The 22,991-nt window shown below is 56.5% G+C and carries 20 protein-coding genes; 3 read left to right on the top strand and 17 right to left on the bottom strand.

Features of this window, described 5'->3' with window-relative positions; translation table 11 throughout:
- The 4 genes from BM069_RS10635 to rpsL form a co-directional block, all read right to left on the bottom strand.
- Positions 1–420: GTP-binding protein (locus tag BM069_RS10635; RefSeq protein WP_139216181.1), on the bottom strand; the 420-nt coding region annotated here is incomplete at its 3' end.
- A gap of 54 nt (positions 421–474) precedes the next feature.
- Positions 475–2,592 (bottom strand): elongation factor G, encoded by a 2,118-nt coding sequence (gene fusA, locus BM069_RS10630; RefSeq protein ID WP_093323527.1) that lies wholly within the window; start codon positions 2,590–2,592, stop codon positions 475–477.
- 21 nt (positions 2,593–2,613) lie between these two features.
- Entirely contained in the window at positions 2,614–3,084 is a 471-nt protein-coding gene (rpsG, locus tag BM069_RS10625; RefSeq protein ID WP_093323526.1) for a 30S ribosomal protein S7, read from the bottom strand.
- 15 nt (positions 3,085–3,099) lie between these two features.
- Entirely contained in the window at positions 3,100–3,471 is a 372-nt protein-coding gene (rpsL, locus tag BM069_RS10620; RefSeq protein WP_054000841.1) for a 30S ribosomal protein S12, read from the bottom strand.
- A gap of 372 nt (positions 3,472–3,843) precedes the next feature.
- Here rpsL and BM069_RS10615 point away from each other — a divergent pair, with 372 nt between their 5' ends.
- Positions 3,844–4,659 (top strand): putative rhamnosyl transferase, encoded by an 816-nt coding sequence (locus BM069_RS10615; protein WP_244503592.1) that lies wholly within the window; start codon positions 3,844–3,846, stop codon positions 4,657–4,659.
- Here BM069_RS10615 and BM069_RS10610 read toward each other — a convergent pair.
- From BM069_RS10610 to rpoB, 3 genes are all read right to left on the bottom strand, one after another.
- Positions 4,635–5,516, bottom strand: a complete 882-nt coding sequence (locus BM069_RS10610; RefSeq protein WP_244503599.1) for a DMT family transporter — start codon at positions 5,514–5,516, stop codon at positions 4,635–4,637. The genes BM069_RS10615 and BM069_RS10610 overlap by 25 nt on opposite strands.
- 167 nt (positions 5,517–5,683) lie before the next feature.
- Complete coding sequence (gene rpoC / locus BM069_RS10605; RefSeq protein WP_093323524.1) at positions 5,684–9,934, bottom strand: DNA-directed RNA polymerase subunit beta'; 4,251 nt, start codon at positions 9,932–9,934, stop codon at positions 5,684–5,686.
- Between the two features lie 55 nt (positions 9,935–9,989).
- Positions 9,990–14,126, bottom strand: coding sequence for a DNA-directed RNA polymerase subunit beta (gene rpoB, locus BM069_RS10600; RefSeq protein ID WP_093323596.1), 4,137 nt, complete (start codon positions 14,124–14,126; stop codon positions 9,990–9,992).
- Between the two features lie 580 nt (positions 14,127–14,706).
- Between rpoB and BM069_RS10595 the strand changes: the two genes are divergently transcribed.
- Positions 14,707–15,675, top strand: coding sequence for a murein L,D-transpeptidase catalytic domain family protein (locus BM069_RS10595; protein WP_093323595.1), 969 nt, complete (start codon positions 14,707–14,709; stop codon positions 15,673–15,675).
- Between the two features lie 61 nt (positions 15,676–15,736).
- Here BM069_RS10595 and rplL read toward each other — a convergent pair whose 3' ends face one another.
- The 6 genes from rplL to BM069_RS10565 form a co-directional block, all read right to left on the bottom strand.
- Positions 15,737–16,114 (bottom strand): 50S ribosomal protein L7/L12, encoded by a 378-nt coding sequence (rplL, locus tag BM069_RS10590; RefSeq protein WP_093323523.1) that lies wholly within the window; start codon positions 16,112–16,114, stop codon positions 15,737–15,739.
- A gap of 74 nt (positions 16,115–16,188) precedes the next feature.
- The gene (rplJ, locus tag BM069_RS10585; RefSeq protein WP_093323522.1) at positions 16,189–16,707 is read right to left on the bottom strand and encodes a 50S ribosomal protein L10; all 519 of its coding nucleotides are present in this window, start codon (positions 16,705–16,707) and stop codon (positions 16,189–16,191) included.
- A 438-nt stretch (positions 16,708–17,145) separates the two neighbouring features.
- The gene (gene rplA / locus BM069_RS10580) at positions 17,146–17,844 is read right to left on the bottom strand and encodes a 50S ribosomal protein L1 (RefSeq protein ID WP_093323520.1); all 699 of its coding nucleotides are present in this window, start codon (positions 17,842–17,844) and stop codon (positions 17,146–17,148) included.
- Positions 17,844–18,269, bottom strand: coding sequence for a 50S ribosomal protein L11 (rplK, locus tag BM069_RS10575; protein WP_093323519.1), 426 nt, complete (start codon positions 18,267–18,269; stop codon positions 17,844–17,846). The genes rplA and rplK overlap by 1 nt, the downstream gene beginning before the upstream one ends.
- Before the next feature lie 237 nt (positions 18,270–18,506).
- Entirely contained in the window at positions 18,507–18,947 is a 441-nt protein-coding gene (locus tag BM069_RS10570; RefSeq protein ID WP_212611532.1) for a methyltransferase family protein, read from the bottom strand.
- Between the two features lie 374 nt (positions 18,948–19,321).
- Positions 19,322–19,888: a TetR/AcrR family transcriptional regulator gene (locus BM069_RS10565; RefSeq protein ID WP_093323516.1), complete on the bottom strand. Its 567-nt coding sequence runs from the start codon at positions 19,886–19,888 to the stop codon at positions 19,322–19,324.
- 170 nt (positions 19,889–20,058) lie between these two features.
- Here BM069_RS10565 and BM069_RS10560 point away from each other — a divergent pair, with 170 nt between their 5' ends.
- A complete protein-coding gene (locus BM069_RS10560; protein WP_093323593.1) occupies positions 20,059–20,529 on the top strand; it encodes a YHS domain-containing (seleno)protein in 471 nt (156 codons plus the stop codon).
- A gap of 51 nt (positions 20,530–20,580) precedes the next feature.
- Here the strand turns inward: BM069_RS10560 and BM069_RS10555 are convergent, their stop codons facing one another.
- The 4 genes from BM069_RS10555 to secE form a co-directional block, all read right to left on the bottom strand.
- On the bottom strand, positions 20,581–21,042 hold the full coding sequence (locus BM069_RS10555) for a GNAT family N-acetyltransferase (RefSeq protein WP_093323515.1): 462 nt from the start codon (positions 21,040–21,042) through the stop codon (positions 20,581–20,583).
- An 82-nt stretch (positions 21,043–21,124) separates the two neighbouring features.
- A complete protein-coding gene (locus tag BM069_RS10550) occupies positions 21,125–21,898 on the bottom strand; it encodes a nuclear transport factor 2 family protein (protein ID WP_093323513.1) in 774 nt (257 codons plus the stop codon).
- 85 nt (positions 21,899–21,983) lie between these two features.
- Entirely contained in the window at positions 21,984–22,517 is a 534-nt protein-coding gene (gene nusG, locus BM069_RS10545; protein WP_093323511.1) for a transcription termination/antitermination protein NusG, read from the bottom strand.
- Positions 22,518–22,711: 194 nt separating this feature from the next.
- Entirely contained in the window at positions 22,712–22,909 is a 198-nt protein-coding gene (secE, locus tag BM069_RS10540) for a preprotein translocase subunit SecE (protein WP_093323510.1), read from the bottom strand.
- Between the last annotated feature and the right edge of the window lie 82 nt (positions 22,910–22,991).

Genomic DNA, 22,991 nt, shown 5'->3' with positions numbered 1-22,991 from the left:
TTCTTCGTCGTCAACCTGGTCAACTTTGTTCATGAACACGACCATGGCAGGGATACCAACCTGGCGGCCCAGCAGGATGTGCTCGCGGGTCTGCGGCATCGGGCCGTCAGCTGCGTTCACAACCAGGATCGCGCCGTCCATCTGCGCCGCACCGGTGATCATGTTTTTCACATAGTCAGCGTGGCCGGGGCAGTCGACGTGTGCGTAGTGACGCGCGTCGGTTTCATATTCAACGTGCGCGGTCGAAATGGTGATGCCGCGGGCTTTTTCTTCAGGCGCGCCGTCGATTTCGTCATACGCTTTGAAGTCACCAAACTGTTTGGTGATCGCTGCGGTCAGAGTGGTTTTACCGTGGTCAACGTGACCAATGGTGCCGATGTTGCAGTGCGGTTTACTGCGCTCAAACTTTTCCTTAGCCATGATGGCCTCCTTGATGTTTAGAAGGGAAGCGGGGAACCCGCTTCCCGAATTTGGTTATGCGTATTTCGCTTGGATCTCGTCGGAGATGTTCTGCGGAACCGGATCGTAGTGGTCAAACTGCATGGTGAACTGGGCACGGCCCGAGCTCATGGAACGCAGCGTGTTGATGTAACCGAACATGTTGGCCAGCGGCACAAATGCGTCGATGGCTACAGCGTTGCCGCGCGGCTCCTGACCGGACACCTGACCACGACGGGAGGTGAGGTCACCAATGATGCCACCGGTATATTCTTCCGGTGTGATCACTTCCACTTTCATGATCGGCTCAAGCAGTTTCGCGCCAGCCATCTTCATGCCTTCGCGCATGCCCATACGAGCGGCGATTTCAAAGGCGAGAACGCTGGAGTCCACATCGTGGAACTTACCGTCGATCAGAGCAACCTTGAAGTCGATCACAGGGAAGCCTGCCAACGGACCGGAGTCCATGACCGACTGGATACCCTTTTCAACACCAGGGATGTATTCCTTCGGAACGGCACCACCAACGATGCGGCTTTCGAACGAATAGCCTTCGCCCGCTTCGGTCGGCATGATTTCCATTTTGACTTCAGCGTACTGACCCGAACCACCCGACTGTTTCTTGTGGGTGTAGGTGTGCTCGATCGGCTTGGAGATGGTCTCACGATAAGCAACCTGAGGTGCACCGATGTTGGCCTCAACCTTGAACTCACGCTTCAGACGATCCACGAGGATGTCCAGGTGAAGTTCGCCCATGCCTTTCATGATGGTCTGACCGGATTCCAGATCAGTCTCCACACGGAAGGAGGGGTCTTCGGCTGCCAGACGCTGCAGACCCTGAGACATTTTCTCTTGGTCGGCTTTGGTCTTCGGCTCAACAGCAATCTCGATCACCGGATCGGGGAAGGTCATCGTTTCCAGAACCACCGGATCGTTCACGGCACAGATTGTGTCGCCTGTGGTGGTGTCTTTCAGACCTGCCAGCGCGATGATGTCGCCTGCAAATGCTTCGGTGATTTCCTCACGGTTGTTGGAGTGCATCATCATCATACGACCGATGCGCTCTTTACGACCTTTGGTGGAGTTCAGAAGCGTGTCGCCCTTGGTCAACGTACCGGAGTAGATCCGGGTGAAGGTCAAGGAGCCAACGAAGGGGTCGTTCATGATTTTGAACGCGAGGCCGGAGAACGCCATGTCGTCGTCTGCACGACGCGCAATGTTACGCTCTTCGGTTTCGTCACCTGGTTCAAAGCCCATGTAATCAACAACGTCGAGCGGGCTCGGCAGATAGTCGATCACGGCGTTGAGCAGAGGCTGAACACCTTTGTTTTTGAACGCGGAACCGCCCAGAACCGGCACGAATGCCATTTCCAGCGTACCTTTGCGCAGCAGTTTGCGCAGGGTCGGTACGTCAGGCTCTTCGCCTTCCAGATAGGCTTCCATGGCGTCGTCGTCCATTTCGACGGCGTTTTCGATCATTTTGGCGCGCCATTCGTCGGCCAGATCTTTGAGTTCGTCACGGATCGGAGCTTTGATCCAGGACGCGCCCAGGTCTTCGCCCTGCCACAGCCACTCTTCCATGGTCACCAGGTCAACCAGGCCTTCCAGCTCGGTTTCGGCGCCAATCGGGAAAGCGATCGGAACAGCGGTCGCACCGGTGCGGTCTTCAATCATGTGAACACAGTTGAAGAAGTCAGCCCCGATTTTGTCCATTTTGTTGACGAAAACCATACGCGGAACCTTGTAGCGGTCAGCCTGACGCCACACGGTTTCGGTTTGGGGTTCAACACCAGCGTTGGCGTCCAGAACACAGACAGCACCGTCGAGAACCGCCAGAGAACGCTCAACTTCGATTGTGAAGTCAACGTGGCCAGGGGTGTCGATGATGTTCAGGCGGTGCTTGGGCGTGTCAGCAGTTTGGCCATCTTCGGTGCGCTCCCAGAAAGTGGTCGTCGCAGCGGAAGTGATGGTGATACCGCGTTCCTGCTCCTGCTCCATCCAGTCCATGGTGGCTGCACCATCGTGCACCTCACCGATGTTGTGGGATTTGCCGGTGTAGTACAGGATGCGCTCCGAACAGGTGGTTTTACCTGCATCGATGTGCGCCATGATACCGAAGTTACGGTAATGTTCGAGCGTATATTCGCGTGCCATTGGTTCAATGTCCTCTGGAAATTACCAACGATAGTGGCTGAAGGCTTTGTTAGCCTCGGCCATCTTGTGCGTGTCTTCGCGTTTCTTAACGGCAGTGCCGCGCGAGTTCACAGCGTCCAGGAGTTCGCCTGCAAGGCGCTCTTCCATGGTGTTTTCGTTGCGGTTGCGCGACGCGGTGATCAGCCAACGGATGGCCAGAGCTTCGCGGCGCTCGGGGCGCACTTCAACCGGAACCTGGTAGGTGGCACCACCAACACGACGGGACCGAACTTCGACCGACGGTTTGATGTTGTCCAACGCTTCGTGGAAAACTTCCACAGGCGCGCGTTTTACTTTGTTTTCGACGCGATCCAGGGCGTTGTACACGATCTTTTCTGCAACCGACTTTTTGCCGTCGATCATCAGGTTGTTCATGAACTTGCTCAGCACCTTGTCGCCAAATTTGGCGTCGGGCAGAATCTCGCGTTTTTCAGCGGCGTGACGACGTGACATCTCAGCCTCTCCTTCTTACTTGGGACGCTTCGCGCCGTACTTCGAACGACGTTGCTTACGATCTTTAACACCTTGGGTATCCAGAACACCGCGAAGGATGTGGTAACGGACACCCGGAAGGTCTTTTACACGACCGCCACGGATCAGAACCACGGAGTGTTCCTGAAGGTTGTGGCTTTCACCCGGGATGTAGGAGATCACTTCGTAACCGTTGGTCAGGCGAACCTTCGCAACTTTCCGCATAGCGGAGTTCGGTTTTTTCGGAGTGGTTGTGTAAACGCGTGTGCAAACGCCACGTTTCTGCGGGCACTGCTCCAGGTGCTGCGACTTGGAGCGCTTGATTTTAGGCTGACGCGGTTTGCGGATCAGCTGTTGAATCGTTGGCATAGGGTCTCTTTCCTATTGCTTCCATTTATACGCCAGACCGAAACCCGACGCGGTTATCGTTTTTTTCACGCGTTATGCGAACACAAGCGCAAAAGCCGCAATCGTTTCCATTCCGAGGCAAACGACGCGGTTGAGTTCTCAGAGGGTGCGATCTTCAAAGTAGACCGGACCTTGACCACTACAGTTATGAAACGGCTCAGGGTACACGTATCCCATTGCCGGATGCGCGCGATATATGGGGAGTCGGGAGTGTTGTCAACAGCCACCCTGCGCGCTCTCAGGTTGCACGTGGTTTCGCGCGGTGACAATGTAAAGACAGGGCATGCATTTCATGCCCTGTTCTAGTCACGCGATAACACAAAGGCCTTTGCGATGGATAGCAAAGACATGCAGGTCATCGGCGTTTGCCGCTTTTCCTACCCCGCTCTGGGCGGCTTTCAGGTGGAGCATGAAACACCCGAAGAGCGCATGGCCTTTCTTTACGCCCCAGAACGCATGGAGGAGCGGTTTCGCACCTTTGAGGCCTTCACTTTGCCTCCCCTTCGGGCGCAGACCGATCCCGACTTCACGTTTCTGGTAATCATCGGTGACCAGATGCCGGCGCACTACCGCACGCGGCTGGAAAAATTGCTTGCCGACATCCCGCAGGCCATCATCGCCGCCTACCCGCCCGAGCCACACCGCGACATCATGAAGGTCGCGATCAACGCCGTGCGCCGCGAGAGCAAACATCATTGCCTGCAATTCCGCATGGACGACGACGACGCGGTGAACATCCGTTTTGTCGAGCGCCTGCGAGAGCGGGTGAACGAGCTGCACACCCTGATCCGGCTCAACAAGCATATCGCGATTGATTTCTCCCAAGGCTACATCGCCGCCGCCGGCCCCGACGGCATCAAGGGCAAGCCGACGATGGAGCACCTCTGGACTGCAGGCCTTGCCATGACGGTCAGTCCAAAGTCAGACATTACAATCCTGAACTTCGGTCATTCCAAGATGGGGAAGTTCATGCCGGTGGTCAGCTATGCGGGCGAAGACATGTTTATTCGCGGCCACAACGACTACAACGACAGCCGCCAAAAAGGCGCGAAGCCGTTGAACCTGCCGCTACTCGATGCCAAGGACGAAGCCCACTTCAAGCGCGTCTTCAACATCGACGCCGATCACGTCCGGGTGCTGTTTTCCTGAGCCAACCTGCGGCCCCGCAGCAATGTAAACACCCCCGCGCCAACAACGATCACACACCCCGCAAGAGTGATCGGATCCGGCCAGTTGCCAAACACGACGAACCCCAAAAGCAAGGCCCACAACAAGCTGGTATATCGAAACGGCGCGATGAAACTTATTTCGCCCACGCGCATCACCATCACCGAGAACAGATACCCGCCGAGGATGAAAACCGACGCCCCTCCGATCAGCCCGATCTGGCGTGCATCCAGCGCCACCCACTCCACGCCGAGACTGGCCACTCCGGCAAATCCCATAACGCCGAGTGAAGCCACAAGCGTCACCGTCATCGAAGGCACCTCCGCCGACATCCGCCGCGTCGACAAATCCCGAACGGTCACAAAGACCACCGCCGCCAGCGCATACCCTGCATAAAGATCAAACCCTTCCGGTCCCGGCCTCACGATCAGCAACATGCCAATGAACCCAGCCAAAATCGCCGACATCCGCCGCCAGCCCACCGCCTCGCCAAAGAACATTGCCCCACCCAGGGTCACCGTCAGCGGCAGCACCTGCAAAACCGCCGTCACATTGGCAATCGGCATATGGTAAAGCGCGGTGATAAAGAAATAGGCCGCCCCGATTTCCGAGGTTGTGCGCAGGGCCACCAGCCCCCAATCCCGCCGTGGCATCCGCCAGCGCAACGCCCCCAAAGTCCGCGCCAGCCCCCAAATCATCAGGCTTGAGGCCAGACCGCGCAAAAACAGCATTTGAAATAGCGGCACCTCCGGCCCCAGCAGTTTCACGCAGGTATCGTTAAACGTAAACGCCGCCATGGAGCACATCATCAACAACGCGCCCTTGGTGTTATCCGTCAAAACCGCCACGTGAAGCCCTCCGCCAAAGCCAACCGCGCGACGCTACGCCCGCTACGCGGCCTTGCCAAGGCCTTCAGTTCACTTTGCCACAAATGCCCTCGCCGAAAGCAGAAAGGCCCCCGACGCAACGTCGGGGGCCTTTCTCAATTCTCAAACGTCAAGTCGACTTAGTCGAACTCGCGGCTTTCAGGTGTTTCCACCAGACCGCTGTCAAACACGTCGTCGGCCTGCAGATCGTCCGCTGTCGGCGCTGCCAGAGCAGCTGCCGCTTCCGCTTCCTCGCGACGGGCTTCGATGACCACGTTGTCACGGTCAGATGCGATTTTGCGCACCTTCTGTGTCGCGCCACCGGTACCCGCCGGGATCAGGCGGCCCACGATGACGTTCTCTTTGAGGCCAACCAGCTTGTCTTTCTTACCTTGGACAGAAGCCTCGGTAAGAACGCGGGTGGTCTCCTGGAACGATGCCGCAGAGATGAACGAACGGGTCTGCAAAGATGCCTTGGTGATACCAAGCAGGATCGGCTCACCCTGAGCAGGACGGCGGCCTTCCGACAGCGCCTTCTCGTTGGCGGCGTCAAACTCAGCCTTATCGACGTGCTCGCCTTTCAGCAGCGTGGTTTCACCAGAGTCCTGGATCTCCCACTTCTGCAGCATCTGGCGCACGATCACTTCGATGTGCTTGTCGTTGATCTTCACACCCTGCAGGCGATAAACGTCCTGCACTTCGTCGATCATGTAATCCGCCAGCGCTTCAACACCCATGATGGACAGGATGTCGTGCGGTGCCGGGTTACCGTCCATGATGTAGTCACCCTTCTGGACGAAGTCACCTTCCTGAACAGGAATGTGCTTGCCCTTGGGCACCATGTATTCGACGGGCTCCATGCTCTCATCCGACGGCTCGATCGAGATGCGGCGCTTGTTCTTGTAGTCGCGGCCAAAGCGCACGTAACCATCGATTTCGGCGATGATTGCGTGATCTTTCGGACGACGTGCTTCGAACAGTTCGGCCACACGCGGCAGACCACCGGTAATGTCCTTGGTTTTGGCACCTTCACGCGGGATACGCGCGATAACCTCACCTGCGGTCACGTCCTGCTGGTCTTCGACCGACAGAATTGCGTCCACGGACATCGGATAGTGAACTGGGTTGCCCGCATCGTTGCGCACCGGCTCGCCATCGGCATCCACAAGGATCACTTCCGGCTTCAGTTCGTTGCCTTTCGGCGCCGAACGCCAATCGGTCACGATCTTCTGGGTCATGCCGGTCGCATCATCGGTCTCGTCGCGTACGGCGATGCCGGAAACCAGGTCAACGAATTTCGCTTTACCGGTTTTTTCTGCGAGGATCGGCAGGGTGTAGGGGTCCCATTCAAACAGCTTGTCGCCGCGGGCGATCTTCTGACCGTCTTTGACAAACAGCTTGGAACCGTAGCCAACCTTGTGGTTGGCACGCTCTTCGCCGGCGTCGTCGACAATCATCAGCTTCATGTTGCGGCCCATGACGAGGATCTCGCCATTTGCGTTTTCCAGAATGTTGGCGTTCTCAAAGACAATCTTGCCTTCCTGGCTTGCTTCCAGGAACGACTGTTGACCACCCTGCGCAACGCCGCCGATGTGGAATGTCCGCATCGTCAGCTGTGTACCAGGTTCACCAATCGACTGCGCCGCGATGATGCCGACGGCCTCACCGGTGTTGACCATAGTACCGCGTGCAAGGTCACGACCATAGCACATGGCGCAGACACCTTCTTCGGCCTCACAGGTCAGTGGCGAACGGATGCGAGCCGAAGCCACACCCATTTCGTCAATGGTGTCCGCCATGCGTTCATCGATCAGCTGACCTTCAGCCACCAGCACCTCATCGGTAGCCGGCTTGAGAATGTCTTCCGCCGCGACACGACCCAGCACACGCTCGGCCAGAGATGCCACAACTTCACCATCGTTGACCGCCGCTTCTGCAGTGATCGCCGCGTCAGTTCCACAATCATGCGCACGCACGATGCAGTCCTGAGCCACATCCACCAGACGACGGGTCAGATAACCCGAGTTCGCAGTCTTCAACGCCGTATCCGACAGACCCTTACGGGCACCGTGGGTAGAGTTGAAGTACTCAAGAACGGTCAGACCTTCTTTAAAGTTCGAGATGATCGGTGTTTCGATGATGTCGCCGTTCGGCTTCGCCATCAGGCCACGCATCCCGCCCAGCTGCTTCATCTGCGTAACAGAACCACGCGCTCCGGAGTGGGCCATCATGTAGACCGAGTTCGGCTCTGCTTCGGCACCGTTCTCGTCAGACTTCGCCGCAGAGATGGTGTCCATCATCGCGTCGGTGACTTTGTCGTTACACTTGCTCCAGGCGTCGACAACTTTGTTGTACTTTTCGCCCTGAGTGATCAGGCCGTCCATGTACTGCTGTTCAAAGTCTTTCACCTGATCGCGGGTGTCGTCGACGATGGTCCACTTGTTGTCGGGGATCACCATGTCGTCTTTACCAAACGAGATGCCCGCCTTGAACGCTTCGCGGAAGCCCATGGTCATGATCTGGTCACAGAAGATCACGGACTCTTTCTGACCACAGTAGCGATAGACGGTGTCAATCACGTTCTGCACGTCTTTCTTACGCAGCAGCTTGTTCACAAGGTTGAACGGCGCCTTGTTGTTCTGCGGCAGCAGAGCACCCAGACGCACTCGGCCCGGGGTGGTCTCTACGCGTTCGAACACTTCCATGCCGTTCTCGTCGATCTGCGGAATACGCGCGGTGATTTTCGCATGCAGATGCACGGCACCACTGTCCAGTGCGTACTGAACTTCCTCGATCGAGCCAAAGACCATGCCTTCGCCCTTCATGCCTTCGCGCTCGATGGTCGTGTAGTACAGACCCAAGATCATATCCTGAGACGGAACGATGATCGGCGCGCCGTTGGCAGGCGACAGAACGTTGTTGGTGGACATCATCAGGACGCGTGCTTCCAGCTGGGCTTCCAACGAGAGCGGCACGTGAACAGCCATCTGGTCACCGTCGAAGTCCGCGTTAAACGCAGAACATACGAGCGGGTGCAGCTGAATGGCCTTACCTTCGATCAGAACCGGTTCAAACGCCTGAATGCCAAGACGGTGCAGCGTCGGCGCGCGGTTCAGCATGACAGGGTGTTCGCGGATCACTTCGTCCAGGATATCCCAAACTTCGGGACGCTCTTTTTCCACCAGCTTCTTGGCCTGCTTCACGGTCGAAGACAGACCTTTGGCCTCCAGACGCGAGTAGATAAACGGCTTGAAAAGCTCCAGCGCCATCTTCTTGGGAAGACCACACTGATGCAATTTCAGTTCAGGACCGGTCACAATCACCGAACGGCCGGAGAAGTCGACGCGCTTACCCAAAAGGTTCTGACGGAAACGACCTTGCTTACCCTTCAGCATGTCAGACAGCGATTTCAGCGGACGCTTGTTGGCGCCGGTGATCACGCGGCCACGACGGCCGTTGTCAAACAGCGCATCCACAGATTCCTGCAGCATCCGCTTTTCGTTGCGCACGATGATGTCAGGCGCACGCAGTTCGATCAGACGCTTAAGACGGTTGTTCCGGTTGATCACACGACGATACAGATCGTTGAGGTCGGACGTCGCGAAACGGCCACCATCCAGCGGCACCAGCGGGCGCAGCTCTGGCGGGATCACCGGGATCACAGTCAGGATCATCCACTCCGGACGGTTGCCGGATTCGATGAAGCTTTCCACAACTTTCAAACGCTTGATGATCTTCTTCGGCTTCAATTCACCGGTCGCTTCGGCCAGATCGGCACGCAGCTGCTCGGCCTCGGATTCCAGATCGATCATGGACAGCATCTCACGGATCGCTTCGGCGCCGATGTTGGCGGTGAAGGCATCCATGCCATATGCGTCCTGCGCATCCATGTACTCTTCTTCGGTCAGCATCTGGCCATAGGTCAGATCGGTCAGACCGGGTTCGATAACGACGTAGTTTTCAAAGTACAGCACGCGTTCCAGATCACGCAGTGTCATGTCCAGCATCAAGCCGATACGCGACGGAAGCGATTTCAGGAACCAGATGTGTGCAACAGGTGCCGCCAGTTCGATGTGGCCCATGCGCTCACGGCGCACTTTCTGAAGCGTAACTTCAACACCACATTTTTCGCAGACAACACCGCGATACTTCATGCGCTTATATTTGCCGCAGAGACATTCATAGTCCTTGATCGGGCCAAAGATACGCGCACAGAACAGACCGTCGCGCTCGGGCTTGAACGTACGGTAGTTGATGGTCTCTGGCTTTTTGATTTCGCCATAGGACCAAGACAGGATCCGCTCTGGAGAGGCGAGCGAGACCTTGATCTCGTCAAACGCTTTCTGCGGTGTCAGCGGGTTAAACGGGTTGTTCGTCAGTTCCTGGTTCATTTTGATACCTCAAATTCGGTTGGGAGGAGAGTGGTTGGCGTGAGGGCTTGCGCCCTCATTCACCTTCCTCCGTATCCAGGAGTTCCATATTCAGGCCGAGACCACGGACTTCTTTCACCAGAACGTTAAACGATTCTGGGACGCCCGCTTCAAAGTTGTCCTCGCCCTTGACGATGCTTTCGTAGACCTTGGTCCGGCCTGCCACGTCATCCGACTTCACTGTCAGCATTTCCTGCAGTGTATAGGCGGCGCCGTAAGCTTCCAGAGCCCAGACTTCCATCTCACCGAAGCGCTGGCCACCGAACTGCGCCTTACCACCCAGCGGCTGCTGAGTAACAAGCGAGTACGGACCGGTCGAACGCGCGTGGATTTTGTCGTCCACAAGGTGATGCAGCTTCAGCAGGTACTTGATACCCACTGTGACCGGACGGGCGAACTGTTCACCGGTACGACCGTCAAACAGGATCGACTGACCGCTTTCGGAGAAGCCTGCACGCACCAGAGCGTCGTTCACGTCGCCTTCTTTGGCGCCGTCAAAGACCGGCGTTGCAATCGGCACACCGTTGGTGACGTTGCTTGCCGCTTCCAGAAGCTGACCTTCGTCCATGCCGGTGATGCCTTCTTCGTAGACATCATCGCCATAGGCCAAGTGCATGGCTTCGCGAACCGGTGTCAGATCACCTGTGCGGCGATAGTCCTGCAGCGCTTCGTCAACGTTCAGACCCAGACCGCGCGCGGCCCAACCCATGTGGGTTTCAAGGATCTGACCAACATTCATACGTGAAGGAACGCCCAGCGGGTTCAGACAGAAGTCAACCGGCGTACCGTCTGCGAGGAACGGCATGTCTTCCATAGGTACAACCTTGGAAATAACACCTTTGTTCCCGTGACGACCGGCCATCTTATCACCCGGCTGAAGCTTACGCTTCACGGCGATGAAGACTTTGACCATCTTCATCACACCCGGCGGCAGGTCGTCGCCACGACGGACTTTCTCGACTTTGTCCTCAAAGCGATGCTCAAGCGCACGTTTCTGGATCTCGTACTGCTCGTTCAGAGCCTCGACAACCTGTGCGTCTGCTTCGTCTTCAAGCGCCAGCTGCCACCACTGACCGCGGGACAGAGAGTTCAGCAACTCGTCGTTGATTTCCGCGTTCGGCTTGACGCCTTTCGGGCCTTTCACAGCAACTTTGCCGCTGATCATGCCTTTCAGACGCGCATAGATGTTGCGGTCAAGGATCGCGAGTTCGTCGTCGCGGTCACGCGCCAGACGTTCGATCTCTTCACGCTCGATCTGCAGCGCACGCTCGTCTTTTTCCACACCGTGGCGGTTAAAGACGCGCACCTCAACAACGGTACCAAAGTCACCCGGCTTCACGCGCAGCGAGGTGTCACGCACGTCGGATGCTTTCTCACCAAAGATGGCACGCAGAAGCTTTTCTTCCGGCGTCATCGGGCTTTCGCCCTTCGGTGTGATCTTACCAACGAGAATATCGCCCGGCTCAACGTCCGCACCGATGTAAACGATGCCCGCCTCATCGAGGTTGCGCAGCGCTTCTTCACCGACGTTCGGAATGTCGCGAGTGATTTCCTCTGGACCGAGCTTCGTATCACGTGCAGCGACTTCGAATTCTTCGATGTGAACCGAAGTAAACACGTCGTCACGCGCGATGCGCTCGGAGATCAGGATGGAGTCTTCGTAGTTATAGCCGTTCCAAGGCATAAACGCGACGACCACGTTTTTACCCAGAGCCAGTTCACCGATATCGGTGGACGGACCGTCAGCAACCACTTCGCCCTTCTGAACCGTATCACCCACTTTCACCAGCGGACGCTGGTTGATGCAGGTGTTCTGGTTGGAACGCTGGAACTTGCGCAGACGATAGATGTCCACACCCGCGTCACCCAGCTCAAGGTCAGACGTCGCACGGATAACAATACGCTGGGCATCCACTTGGTCGATCACGCCCGCGCGTTTCGCCTGAATGGCCGCGCCGGAGTCAATCGCCACTTTTTCCTCGATGCCGGTACCAACCAGCGGTGCCTCGGCACGCAGCAGTGGAACCGCCTGACGTTGCATGTTCGAGCCCATAAGAGCGCGGTTAGCATCGTCGTTTTCAAGGAACGGGATCAGCGAGGCAGCTACGGATACCAACTGCTTGGGCGAAACGTCGATCAGGTCCACGTTTTCGCTTGGAGCAAGTGTGTAGTCACCGGACTGACGGGTCGACACCAGATCGTTCTGGAACTTGCCGTTTTCATCCAAAGATGCGTTGGCCTGTGCCACTGTGTGACGCATTTCTTCGGTTGCCGACATGTAGTGAACTTCGTCAGTCACCGTCGCGTCTTTGACCACGCGATAAGGTGTTTCGATGAAGCCATACTTGTTGACGCGCGCAAATGTCGCCAGCGAGTTGATCAGACCAATGTTCGGGCCTTCCGGTGTTTCAATCGGGCACATCCGACCATAGTGGGTCGGGTGCACGTCGCGCACCTCAAAGCCTGCACGCTCACGGGTCAGACCACCCGGGCCAAGCGCCGAAAGACGGCGTTTGTGGGTGACTTCCGACAGCGGGTTGGTTTGGTCCATGAACTGCGACAGCTGCGAAGAGCCGAAGAATTCACGCACAGCCGCTGCGGCCGGTTTCGCGTTGATCAGATCCTGCGGCATCACCGTGTCGATCTCGACAGAGCTCATACGCTCTTTGATCGCACGCTCCATGCGCAGCAGGCCAACACGGTACTGGTTTTCCATCAGCTCACCAACGGAACGCACACGACGGTTGCCGAGGTGGTCGATGTCGTCGATGTCGCCTTTACCGTCACGCAGCTCAACCAGCGCCTTGATGCAGGCCACGATGTCTTCTTTGCGCAGGGTGCGCAGAGTATCTGGCGCATCCAGTGCCAAACGCATGTTCATCTTAACGCGGCCAACCGCGGAAAGGTCATAGCGTTCGCTATCGAAGAACAGGGTGTCAAACAGCGACGACGCCGCTTCAACGGTGGGCGGCTCGCCCGGACGCATCACGCGATAGATGTCCATAAGCGCGGTGTCGCGGCCCATGTTCTTGTCCACCGCCATGGTGTTGCGCATGTACGGACCGACATTGATGTTGTCGATGTCCAGAACAGGGATCTCTTTGACGCCTGCGTCTACCAAATCCTTGACAGTGCCGCCGATCAGATCGCCGTCCTTGTCATATTCCAGCGTCAACTCATCACCGGCTTCGACATAGATCGCACCGGTTTCTTCGTTGATGATGTCCTTGGCGACAAACTTGCCAACGATGTGCTCAAACGGCACGAGCAGATCGGTGATCTTGCCTTCATCGATGATCTTCTTGACCGCACGCGGGGTGACTTTCTTGCCAGCTTCGGCAATCACTTCACCTGTTGCGGCGTCAACCAGATCCATCAGAGGACGGGTGCCACGCACACGCTCGGGGAAGAACTTGGTGACCCAACCTTTGCTCTTGTCCAGCGTGTAGTCCACGGTGTCGTAATAGGCATCCATGATGGCTTCCTGGTCCAGACCCAGTGCATAAAGCAGAGTGGTCACAGGCAGCTTACGACGACGGTCGATGCGGGCATAAACGATGTCTTTGGCGTCGAATTCAAAATCGAGCCACGAGCCGCGGTAGGGAATAATGCGGCAAGCAAACAGCAGTTTACCCGAAGAGTGCGTTTTGCCTTTGTCGTGGTCAAAGAACACGCCCGGAGACCGGTGCATCTGGGAAACGATCACACGCTCGGTGCCGTTCACGACAAATGTGCCGTTCTGTGTCATCAGGGGCATGTCGCCCATGAACACGTCTTGTTCTTTGATGTCTTTTACCGACTTCGCACCGGTGTCCTCGTCCACATCAAACACGATGAGACGCAGTGTCACCTTCAGAGGTGCGCTGTAAGTCATGTCACGCTGCTGACATTCCTCAACGTCGTACTTCGGCTTTTCCAGCTCGTAGTTGACGAATTCCAGCACGGAAGTTTCGTTGAAATCCTTGATCGGGAAGACCGACTGGAACACGCCTTTGATACCCTCACCATCGGTGGGGATTTCAAGCTCTCCGGATTTCAGGAAAAGATCATAGGAGCTTTTCTGCACCTCGATCAGGTTTGGCATTTCCAGCACTTCGCGGATTTTGCCGTAGTATTTACGTAGACGTTTCTGGCCAAGGAAGCTTTGAGCCATGGTCAATGTCACCTTTCGATTCATCATCAACAACATGCCGTCGGGCCCCGGCACGTCGCGTCAGTGACGGCGTGGATCAGATCCATTCTCGACTCCGTCCCACCGGAGCCACTCGATCGTTGATCCCTGCCTTGGAAAACCTCTTCAACCGCGCCTATGCGCCACTCAAGAGGCTTGCCAAGCCGGGGTATCCCACCTTGGAAAACGTGCTTTATTGTCTGTCGTTGTCTTTCCTGCCGGGGTGATCAATTCCCCGAAAACCACGCCGCCTGTTCACAAAAATCCGCAAAGGACAAAAGCGGCCCCGAATCGCTCGAAACCGCAAGAGACTACCGAATAATGAATCGGCTGGTCATTGGCAACCCCTCGGGGCTTGACATTCGGCCAAACCACAGATCGGGCGATCGACATCTTTTGGCACTCCAAAACCCATGCCGCCCAGCAAGGTGCGCAGCCTCGCGCACCGTGGCATCCATAAACCGCTCCGCACCGGATCACCGCAATCTCCCCTAGACCAGCAGAAGGCTTTTCGTGCAACCTCTTTCCTATTGGTCTTTGTGTGTCATGTGGGGCTCCTGTTTTGTCTTTCAGCCAACTCAACATCTTCAGCGCAGCCATCGCCGCTGCGACATTTGCTGCCTCCGTTGCAGCCGCCTCCACCGGCATCCCCAATTGGCTTCAACAACACGTTGGCGCCGGCACGGGCCAGATCGCGCCAATTGTGCTCGACAGAGCCCGCGCCCATTACCTGGAAAAACGCCAATCGGGCACCGTCAAAAACCCCTGCTATTTCGCGATGGACGCCACCCGCCCCAGCACAGCCTCCAACGGCGCCGCACTGCCCCGCTTCTATGTGATTTGCGAAGAAACCCGCACCTTCAAAGCCGTGTCCTCCGGCTATGGAAACGGGCGCAAACTGGCCAAAGCGAATTTTTCCAACGGCCGCCAATGCGCGCGAAACTTTTCCAACGCAGAAGGCTCCAAACTCACCGCTGGCGGCGCCTATGTGACCGCTGAATCCCGCACGTCTTTCAAGGGCTACTACCAAAAGGGCTCCCGTAAAAAACCCTTCCTACGCACCTTCCTGCTCTTTGACGGCGAAGGCGAAACCGACAACGCCCGCGAACGCGCCATCGGCGGGCATCGTGCCATGTTCATGCGTTGGCAATGCCGCATGGAAAAACCGCAAAGCAAACACGCAGATGCCGACGGCTTTGTGCCCTTCGGCAAACTGGTGGACTACACCTCAGGCCGCAGCAACGGCTGCACCACGTGGTCCGAACCCGCCACCAAAGACATTCTGAAAATCGCAGACAGCAACCCGACCACGCTCTACATCTATCCTGCGTCGCAAGACATCAACGCGGTAGCCAAGGCTGTCAAACGCGGCACGTCCCTGAAACGCGCGGGCCTCTATTGGAACGACGCCTGCCTTGCTGCCATTGGAACGCCGAAATTCTGGCCCAAACGCACACTGCAGCCAATCATCAACGAATGGCGCAACTCACTGCCCAAAAGCCAACCGTTGGACTTGCCTCTCTGCGACTAGGCCTCAAACGAAAACAGGCGCCCCACAAGGGACGCCTGCAATAACTCGGTGAAAAACCGAATTACTTAACTTCGACCTCGGCGCCAGCTGCTTCCAGCTTGCCTTTGATCTCTTCAGCTTCGTCCTTGGAGACGCCTTCTTTGACAGCTTTGCCGCCGGCTTCAACCAGTTCTTTAGCTTCTTTGAGGCCCAGGCCGGTGATGCCGCGGACTTCTTTGATGACGTTGATTTTCGATGCGCCTGCAGCTTTCAGGATCACGTCGAATTCAGTCTTTTCTTCTTCAGCTGCGCCACCGGCGTCGCCGCCAGCTGCCATTACAACTGCGCCGCCAGCGGCGGGCTCGATGCCATACTCGTCTTTGAGGATGGTTTTCAGTTCTTGTGCTTCCAGCAGGGTCAGACCCACGATGCTTTCTGCGAGTGCTTTCAGATCAGCCATTTTAGACTCTTTCCGTTGTTAGGTATGTGTTCCAACGTTGTGACAATGTCACGACGCGGCTCTCAAAAAGTTGCTTACGCAGCCTCTGCCTTTTCCTCGATGGTAGACAGGATGGATGCGATGTTCGAAGCAGGTGCGCCAATGGCGCCGGCGATGTTGGAAGCAGGTGCGCCGAGCATGCTTGCGATCTGAGCAATAAGCTCGTCGCGCGAAGGCATTTTCGACACTGCTGTAACACCAGCACGGTCCAGAGCGTTCTCGCCCATTGCACCACCAAGGATCTCAAATTGCTTGTGATCTTTGGCGAAGTCCTCGGCCACTTTGGCGGCTGCCACAGGGTCCTCGGAATAGGTCAGAACGGTCATACCCGACAGAAGGCCACCGATGCTTTCGCATGGTTTGCCATCAAGGGCGATCTTGGCGAGCCTGTTCTTGGCGACACGAACAGCACCACCCGCATCACGAGCACGTGCGCGAAGGTCCTGCATGTCAGCAACCGTGAGACCCGCGTAGTGGGCAACCACTACAACGCCAGAGCTTTCAAAGATCTGGCCGAGCTCGTCGACCAACTTCTCTTTTTGTGCTCTATCCACAGTTTTACTCCAAAATTGGGGATTGCTCCCCGGCTCAGTTTTGCGCACCCCAAAGGGCACGCGTTTAGGTCCATACAAAGGGTTGGGAACCAAGATCGCCGAAGCCAGCGAAGGCTTCTAAGAATTCTTGTCTCTTACCCCATCTCAGGAAGGAATTATTCAGGCGAAACCCGAACCCTCCGTCTTGGACAGGCCACGCGCAGAGAATCAAACGATGCTCTGTGTGTGGGCAGGCGTGTCTTTAAGGGCTGCTTTGACCATTGTCCACCGATTTTTGGCGAAGCAGCCATGCGCCCTTCATCGCTTGCTTGCCAAACTCCGCAACCACGTTTGAAACACACATGACGAAGCCCTTACCAAGAGGGAAGTCAACGACGCGTCACAACGAAAAAGGGCGCCCCAAACAGGACGCCCTCAGAATTCTCAGATCAGAAGATCTTACTGAGCGGAAGCGTTGTCGATGTCGATGGTCACGCCCGGACCCATGGTGGAGCTCAGAGCGATCTTTTTGACATACGCGCCTTTTGCGCCAGCTGGCTTGGCTTTCAGAACCGCGTCCATGAAGGAGCGCACGTTCTCAACCAGCTTGTCTTCGCCGAAGGATGCTTTGCCGACGCCCGCGTGTACAACACCGGCTTTCTCGACTTTAAACTGAACTTCGCCGCCTTTGGCTGCTTCCACGGCCGCTTTCACGTCCATGGTCACTGTGCCAACTTTGGGGTTCGGCATCAGGTTGCGCGGGCCCAGGACTTTACCCAGACGACCAACAACAGGCATCATGTCCGGTGTCGCGATGCAGCGATCGAAGTCGATGGTGCCGCCTTGAACGGTTTCCATCAGATCTTCTGCGCCAACGATGTCCGCACCAGCAGCTTGTGCTTCTTCAGCTTTCGGGCCGCGAGCAAAAACAGCAACACGCACGGATTTGCCGGTGCCGTTGGGCAGACCAACCACGCCGCGGACCATCTGGTCTGCGTGACGCGGGTCAACGCCCAGCTGAACGGCGATTTCAACGGTTTCGTCGAATTTCGCGGTGGCATTGCCTTTGACCAGAGCAACAGCTTCTTCAACGGTCAGGTTAGTTTTGCCTGCGAACGCTTCGCGCGCTGCGGCAGTACGTTTACCAAGCTTAGCCATTACTTCACCTCGATGCCCATGGAACGCGCCGAGCCAAGGATGATCTGCATTGCAGCATCGATGTCGTTTGCGTTCAGGTCTTTCATTTTCGCTTCGGCGATTTCTTTCACCTGAGCGGGGGTCACGGAACCTACGGTCTCACGACCTGGCAGGTTTGCACCGGATTTCAGCTTGGCAGCTTTTTTCAGGTAGTAAGACGCAGGCGGCGTCTTGATGTCCATGGTGAAGGACTTGTCCTGATAGTAGGTGATCACGGTCGGGCACGGCGCGCCGGGCTCCATGTCCTGTGTCTTGGCGTTGAACGCTTTACAGAATTCCATGATGTTGATGCCGCGCTGACCCAGCGCCGGACCAACGGGCGGGGAGGGGTTGGCTTGACCTGCAGGAACCTGCAGCTTCATTGTACCAGCTAGCTTCTTAGCCATTTGGTTTTCCTTTCAACGTAGGTGAAACGCGTTCCACCCGGTTTGTGTTGCGTGGTCCGGTCCTTGCATCGCGATGCCCAAACCTCCCACGAGAGAATCTCGCCCGAAGACGATAGAGGCGGCGTTTACGCCTGATTTGCGGGGTTTGCAAGGGGGTGATTGCCTGCGGGCATGCCCGAAACCCGCGCCGCCCAAACACAAAATGCAGACATCAGAGACAAGCCAGCGCGCCACACGTTAGATCCACCGCGGCACTTGGCGCTTATACTCGACATAAGCCCCTCCAATTGTCGCATCCAGATGCATCTCTTCGGACAACGTTTGTCGATAGACCGCGAGCGCCCCGACAATCAGGCACAAAGTTGAGAACCAACTCGGCAACGCCAGCCAAAACCCGACCTGCGCGATGATGACGCCCAAGAAGGCTGGATTGCGAGAAAACCGATAAGGCCCGGTATCCAAAAGCACTCTTGGCCCTTCACGATCGAAGCCAGACCGCCAATGACGCCCCAGTGCAAAATGGCTGACAAGCGTGAGGCCAAAACCGGCCGTCAAAAAGCTCACCCCAAGCAGGATCAATGCCGGGTACTGAAATGCTGGCCACAGACCAAGATAGGCGTCAAAGGCCGGATCGACCGCCCGCAAAACACAAACGGCCCAGATCGTGACGCGGAACATGCGAAACACCATATGATTCCACCACGTCGCACAATACCTCTGGCCCGGCAGGACAATCTCAACCCGCTCTTTGAGCCTCAAGAAAGCAACGCGTGATGTGTAGAACACAGCTACAAAGGTAAAAAACACCGCCAAGTAGATGCGGACAGCGTCAGAAAGCGTGGCGGAGAAGTCCATATTGAGGTCAGGTCGTTTCTTTGTCCGTCAGCATTGCGGGCTGGGGCTGGGTTTGGGGTCACGCCCACTGTAACCGCGCCAGAAAATGTGACAAGCCAAACACTTAGCCGAATTCAGCCCGACAAATAAAAACACCACTTAGAGAAGTGACGCCTTTGACGTTCTTGTTTTGCGGGCAAAGATGGTCACGGCCGCTTTCACGCGTCGTTGGCCTGACCCAGAATCCACCCCAGATGCGCGCTCCAATCCTCACGTGGCTTCCCACCTTTGCCGATCGCCTTGTGCCCGAAATACAAATGCAGGATCAGATCCGCCGTCGCCGTGCGTTTTTCCCCGACCTCGCCAACCTCAAATCTATCCAGCACGCCTAGAATCCCGTTCCGCAACCGTACCGTCATCGCCTCGGCTTTTGCCGCAACCGTCTCGTTCGCCGGCCCCAATTCCACCACCGCGTTACAGATGAAGCACCCCTTGCGAGCATCTGCTTCCGGCGAAAAGAGTACCGACAAACACGCCTGAGCTGAACCCGCGTCGCACCCTGCTAAGGTCGCCACGGTGGCACTCACGACCTGATCGTCATACCGGTCCAACGCCGCAATATAGACCGACAGCTTATCCCGAAACGCCTTATAGAAACTGCCCCGCGTGAGGCCCATCGCCATAAGCAAATCCGGCAGGTTGGTCGCCACATATCCCTGACGCCAGAAGATATCGAGCGCGCCGTCCAGCGCGGTGTCCATGTCAAATTCACGGGGTCTTGCCATAACGCCATTCCCTTTTCTCTCTTGCCATCCTGCGGGAATTCACAAGCTTTCACAATCATTTGTTTTGTACCAATTGGTTCCCAATGTCAGATATGTCCTGTCGGAACACACATTCCAACACAGACACTCCCTCGCCGCCCAAAAGCGCGGCCCCAACATTGGACATTGATATGAAAGCTGTAAAAACCCTGATCTCCGGTGTGGCCCTCTCCGTTGCCCTCACCACAGCCGCCTTCGCCGCTGGCCCTGAAATCAACGCCTCCAACACCGGTCTCGCGCTGCAAGGCTACGACCCCGTCGCCTACTTCACCCTCGGTGCCCCAACGGAAGGCAACTACACCATCACCGCAACCCACAACGACGCCACTTATCGCTTCGTCAGCGAAGAGCACAAAGCCGCCTTTGAGGCTGACCCCGAAGCCTACCTGCCGCAATACGGCGGCTACTGCGCCTTTGGTGCCGCAATGGGTTTCAAATTCGACGGTGATCCGGAACTCTGGAAAGTGGTCGACGGCGAACTCTTCCTGAATCTCGCCCAAGACATCCAGGACCGCTGGAACGCCGACATCCCGGGCTTTATTCAGCAGGCCGACGCCAAGTGGAGTGACATCGAACACAAAACCCCGTCTGAGCTGCAATAACCTTTGGGGTGTGCGTTCCGCGCGCGCCTTCCCCTAATCCTTTGAGGTCGGCTACCCGCCGACCTCAAACACCTTGTTCACACGCATCCCATCTTCTTGAAATGTGCGAAACCCCATAGCCTCATAGTAAGACAAAGCCTCTTTGCTCTGCGCACCAATAGAAGCCTCAATCTTGGCCAATCCCGCTTCCACGGCGGCTCCCCGCGTCACCGCAAACAACCGTTTGCCCACCCCGCGCCGCGCAGCTTTCGGGTTCACATGCGTACCAATGATCCCCCACCCTGGCACGGTGCCATAAGGATTGCCCTCCTTCGCCAACTTCAAAATCTGAATACCAAGCAGATCACCACTGTCCTCGGCCACAACGCAGGAAATGTTGTCGCCATGCGCCACATAAACGTCGCGCACATAAGCCTCATCTGCCGGCAGGGTCCGCTTGCCCAACCGCACCAGCTCCTCAAGAAACGCGGACACCTGCGCCACATCGCGCAATTCCGCCTGTCGAACAATCATGCCAGTCCAATTCGTTCTTACAATGGATCACACCGTGGCAAGCCCAGCGTCGAAGAACAACCACTGCCCGCGACGCAAACTCTCAAAACTTCCCCGAATTCGCCCATTCCTCGCGCGGTGGCACAGGTTCGGCGTTGTCCCAATGCTCGACAATCTTGCCACCATTCAGCCGGAAGATATCCGCCTGACACATGTCCAGCCCATCCAGCCGCGTGCGGTTCAACGTGGCGACAAAATTACCTTCGCCAACCATCAGGAAACACTCCTGATAACTCAACGGACAATCATCGGCTGCATAGTAAGACGCAAAAGCCGCCAACCCGTCTTCCATGCCCACTGAGTGCTGATGAAACACTTCATCGCTGATGAAGTCTCCCATTCGGTCCACCCGCCGCCCGATCAGACAGGCGTCGATGTATTCAGAAATCAGCGCCTTGTTCGCCTCTGTCTTTTCAATATCGACAACCTCGGTCGGCCCATCCACCAGCGTCCTCCCCGCCGGATTGGGCGGTGTATCTTCGCCAATCACATCCCAATGTTCGACGATCAATCCCGCCTCATCGCTGTCAAAGAAATCCGTCGTCACCCATTTGGCTGCGCCACCGTTCAACACCTGATGGGCCTGCACAAAGACCTTCGCCCCATCCTGCAACGCCCGCACCACACGAATATCGCGATCCGGATTGCGTTCGATGAACGGCCCAAAGAAGGCGAGAAACCCCTCTTTACCATCCGCGACACCGGTTGAATGCTGGGTATACCGCGCGCCAGTGTAAGCATTGATCGCTTCCTCTGCGTGCCCGTCCCGAATCCCTTTCATGTAGAGATTGATCGCATTCTCTTTGGCTGTGGCCATGACGCCCTCCAACAAACTGCACAATAAAAAACGCCCCGATGGTGACACATCGGGGCGCTTTCGCAATTCACAATTTTGGGTGGGATCACATCTGCTTGGTAACTTGCGTGAACTCCAGTTCCACCGGAGTCTCGCGACCAAAGATCGACACCGTGACCTTGAGGCGCTGGTTGTCGTCGTCCACTTCCTCGACCATGCCATCGAAATCTTCGAAAGGTCCGTCGTTGACCTTTACTTTTTCGCCAACCTCGAAGGAGATCAGAAGCTTCGGAGCCTCTTCGCCTTCCTGCACGCGACCCAGGATACCCTGCACCTCGGCGTCACGCATCGGCATTGGACGACCCTGTGGGCCAAGGAAACCGGTGACGCGGTTGATCGAGTTAATCAGGTGATAGCCCTGATCGCTCATTTCCATGTGGACAAGAACGTAACCAGGCATAAAGCGACGCTCGGTGGTGACTTTCTTGCCACGGCGCACCTCGATCACTTCTTCGGTCGGCACCAGCACTTCGTCAATCTGGTCCTCAAGCCCTTGCTCTTCCACCGACGTGCGGATTGTCTCGGCGACCTTCTTTTCGAAGTTCGAAAGTACGCTTACCGAATACCACCGTTTTGCCATGTGACCGTTCTTTCCCGTCTTACCGGCCTCGGGCCGGATGTCATTTCAATACGTCGCCCAAACAGGGCTCTCGGGAACAAAAAATCGGCGTGTAACTTGATTCGCCACACGCCACATTCCCGAAGTAGGCAGTGAACTACCGCCGATACTGGTTGATTTCAAGAGCCAAAGGCCGAAGGTCGGCCAAGCCTGCTTTAGCCGAAGAGCGACAGAATGCCATTCAGGCCGCCACGGATCAGGATATCCACCAGCGAAAAGAAGGCCGCCGTCAGCGCCGCCATGATAAATACCATGACAGTGGTCAGCAGAACTTCGCGGCGGGTCGGCCAAACAACTTTGGACACTTCCGCGCGGACTTGCTGAATGAATGTGATCGGATTGGTTTTCGCCATGACGCTTCTTCTTTGCCTTGATCAGAGGCTGACATACTTGGGCCTTGCGTCAAATTCAAGGCCCTTAAGTTGCCAATTACGG

Origin of the sequence: Shimia haliotis (genome assembly GCF_900114415.1) — a bacterium.
Lineage (GTDB): Bacteria > Pseudomonadota > Alphaproteobacteria > Rhodobacterales > Rhodobacteraceae > Shimia > Shimia haliotis.
Note: the sequence above shows the minus strand (reverse complement) of the source record. Positions and strands in the feature narration are given on the sequence as shown.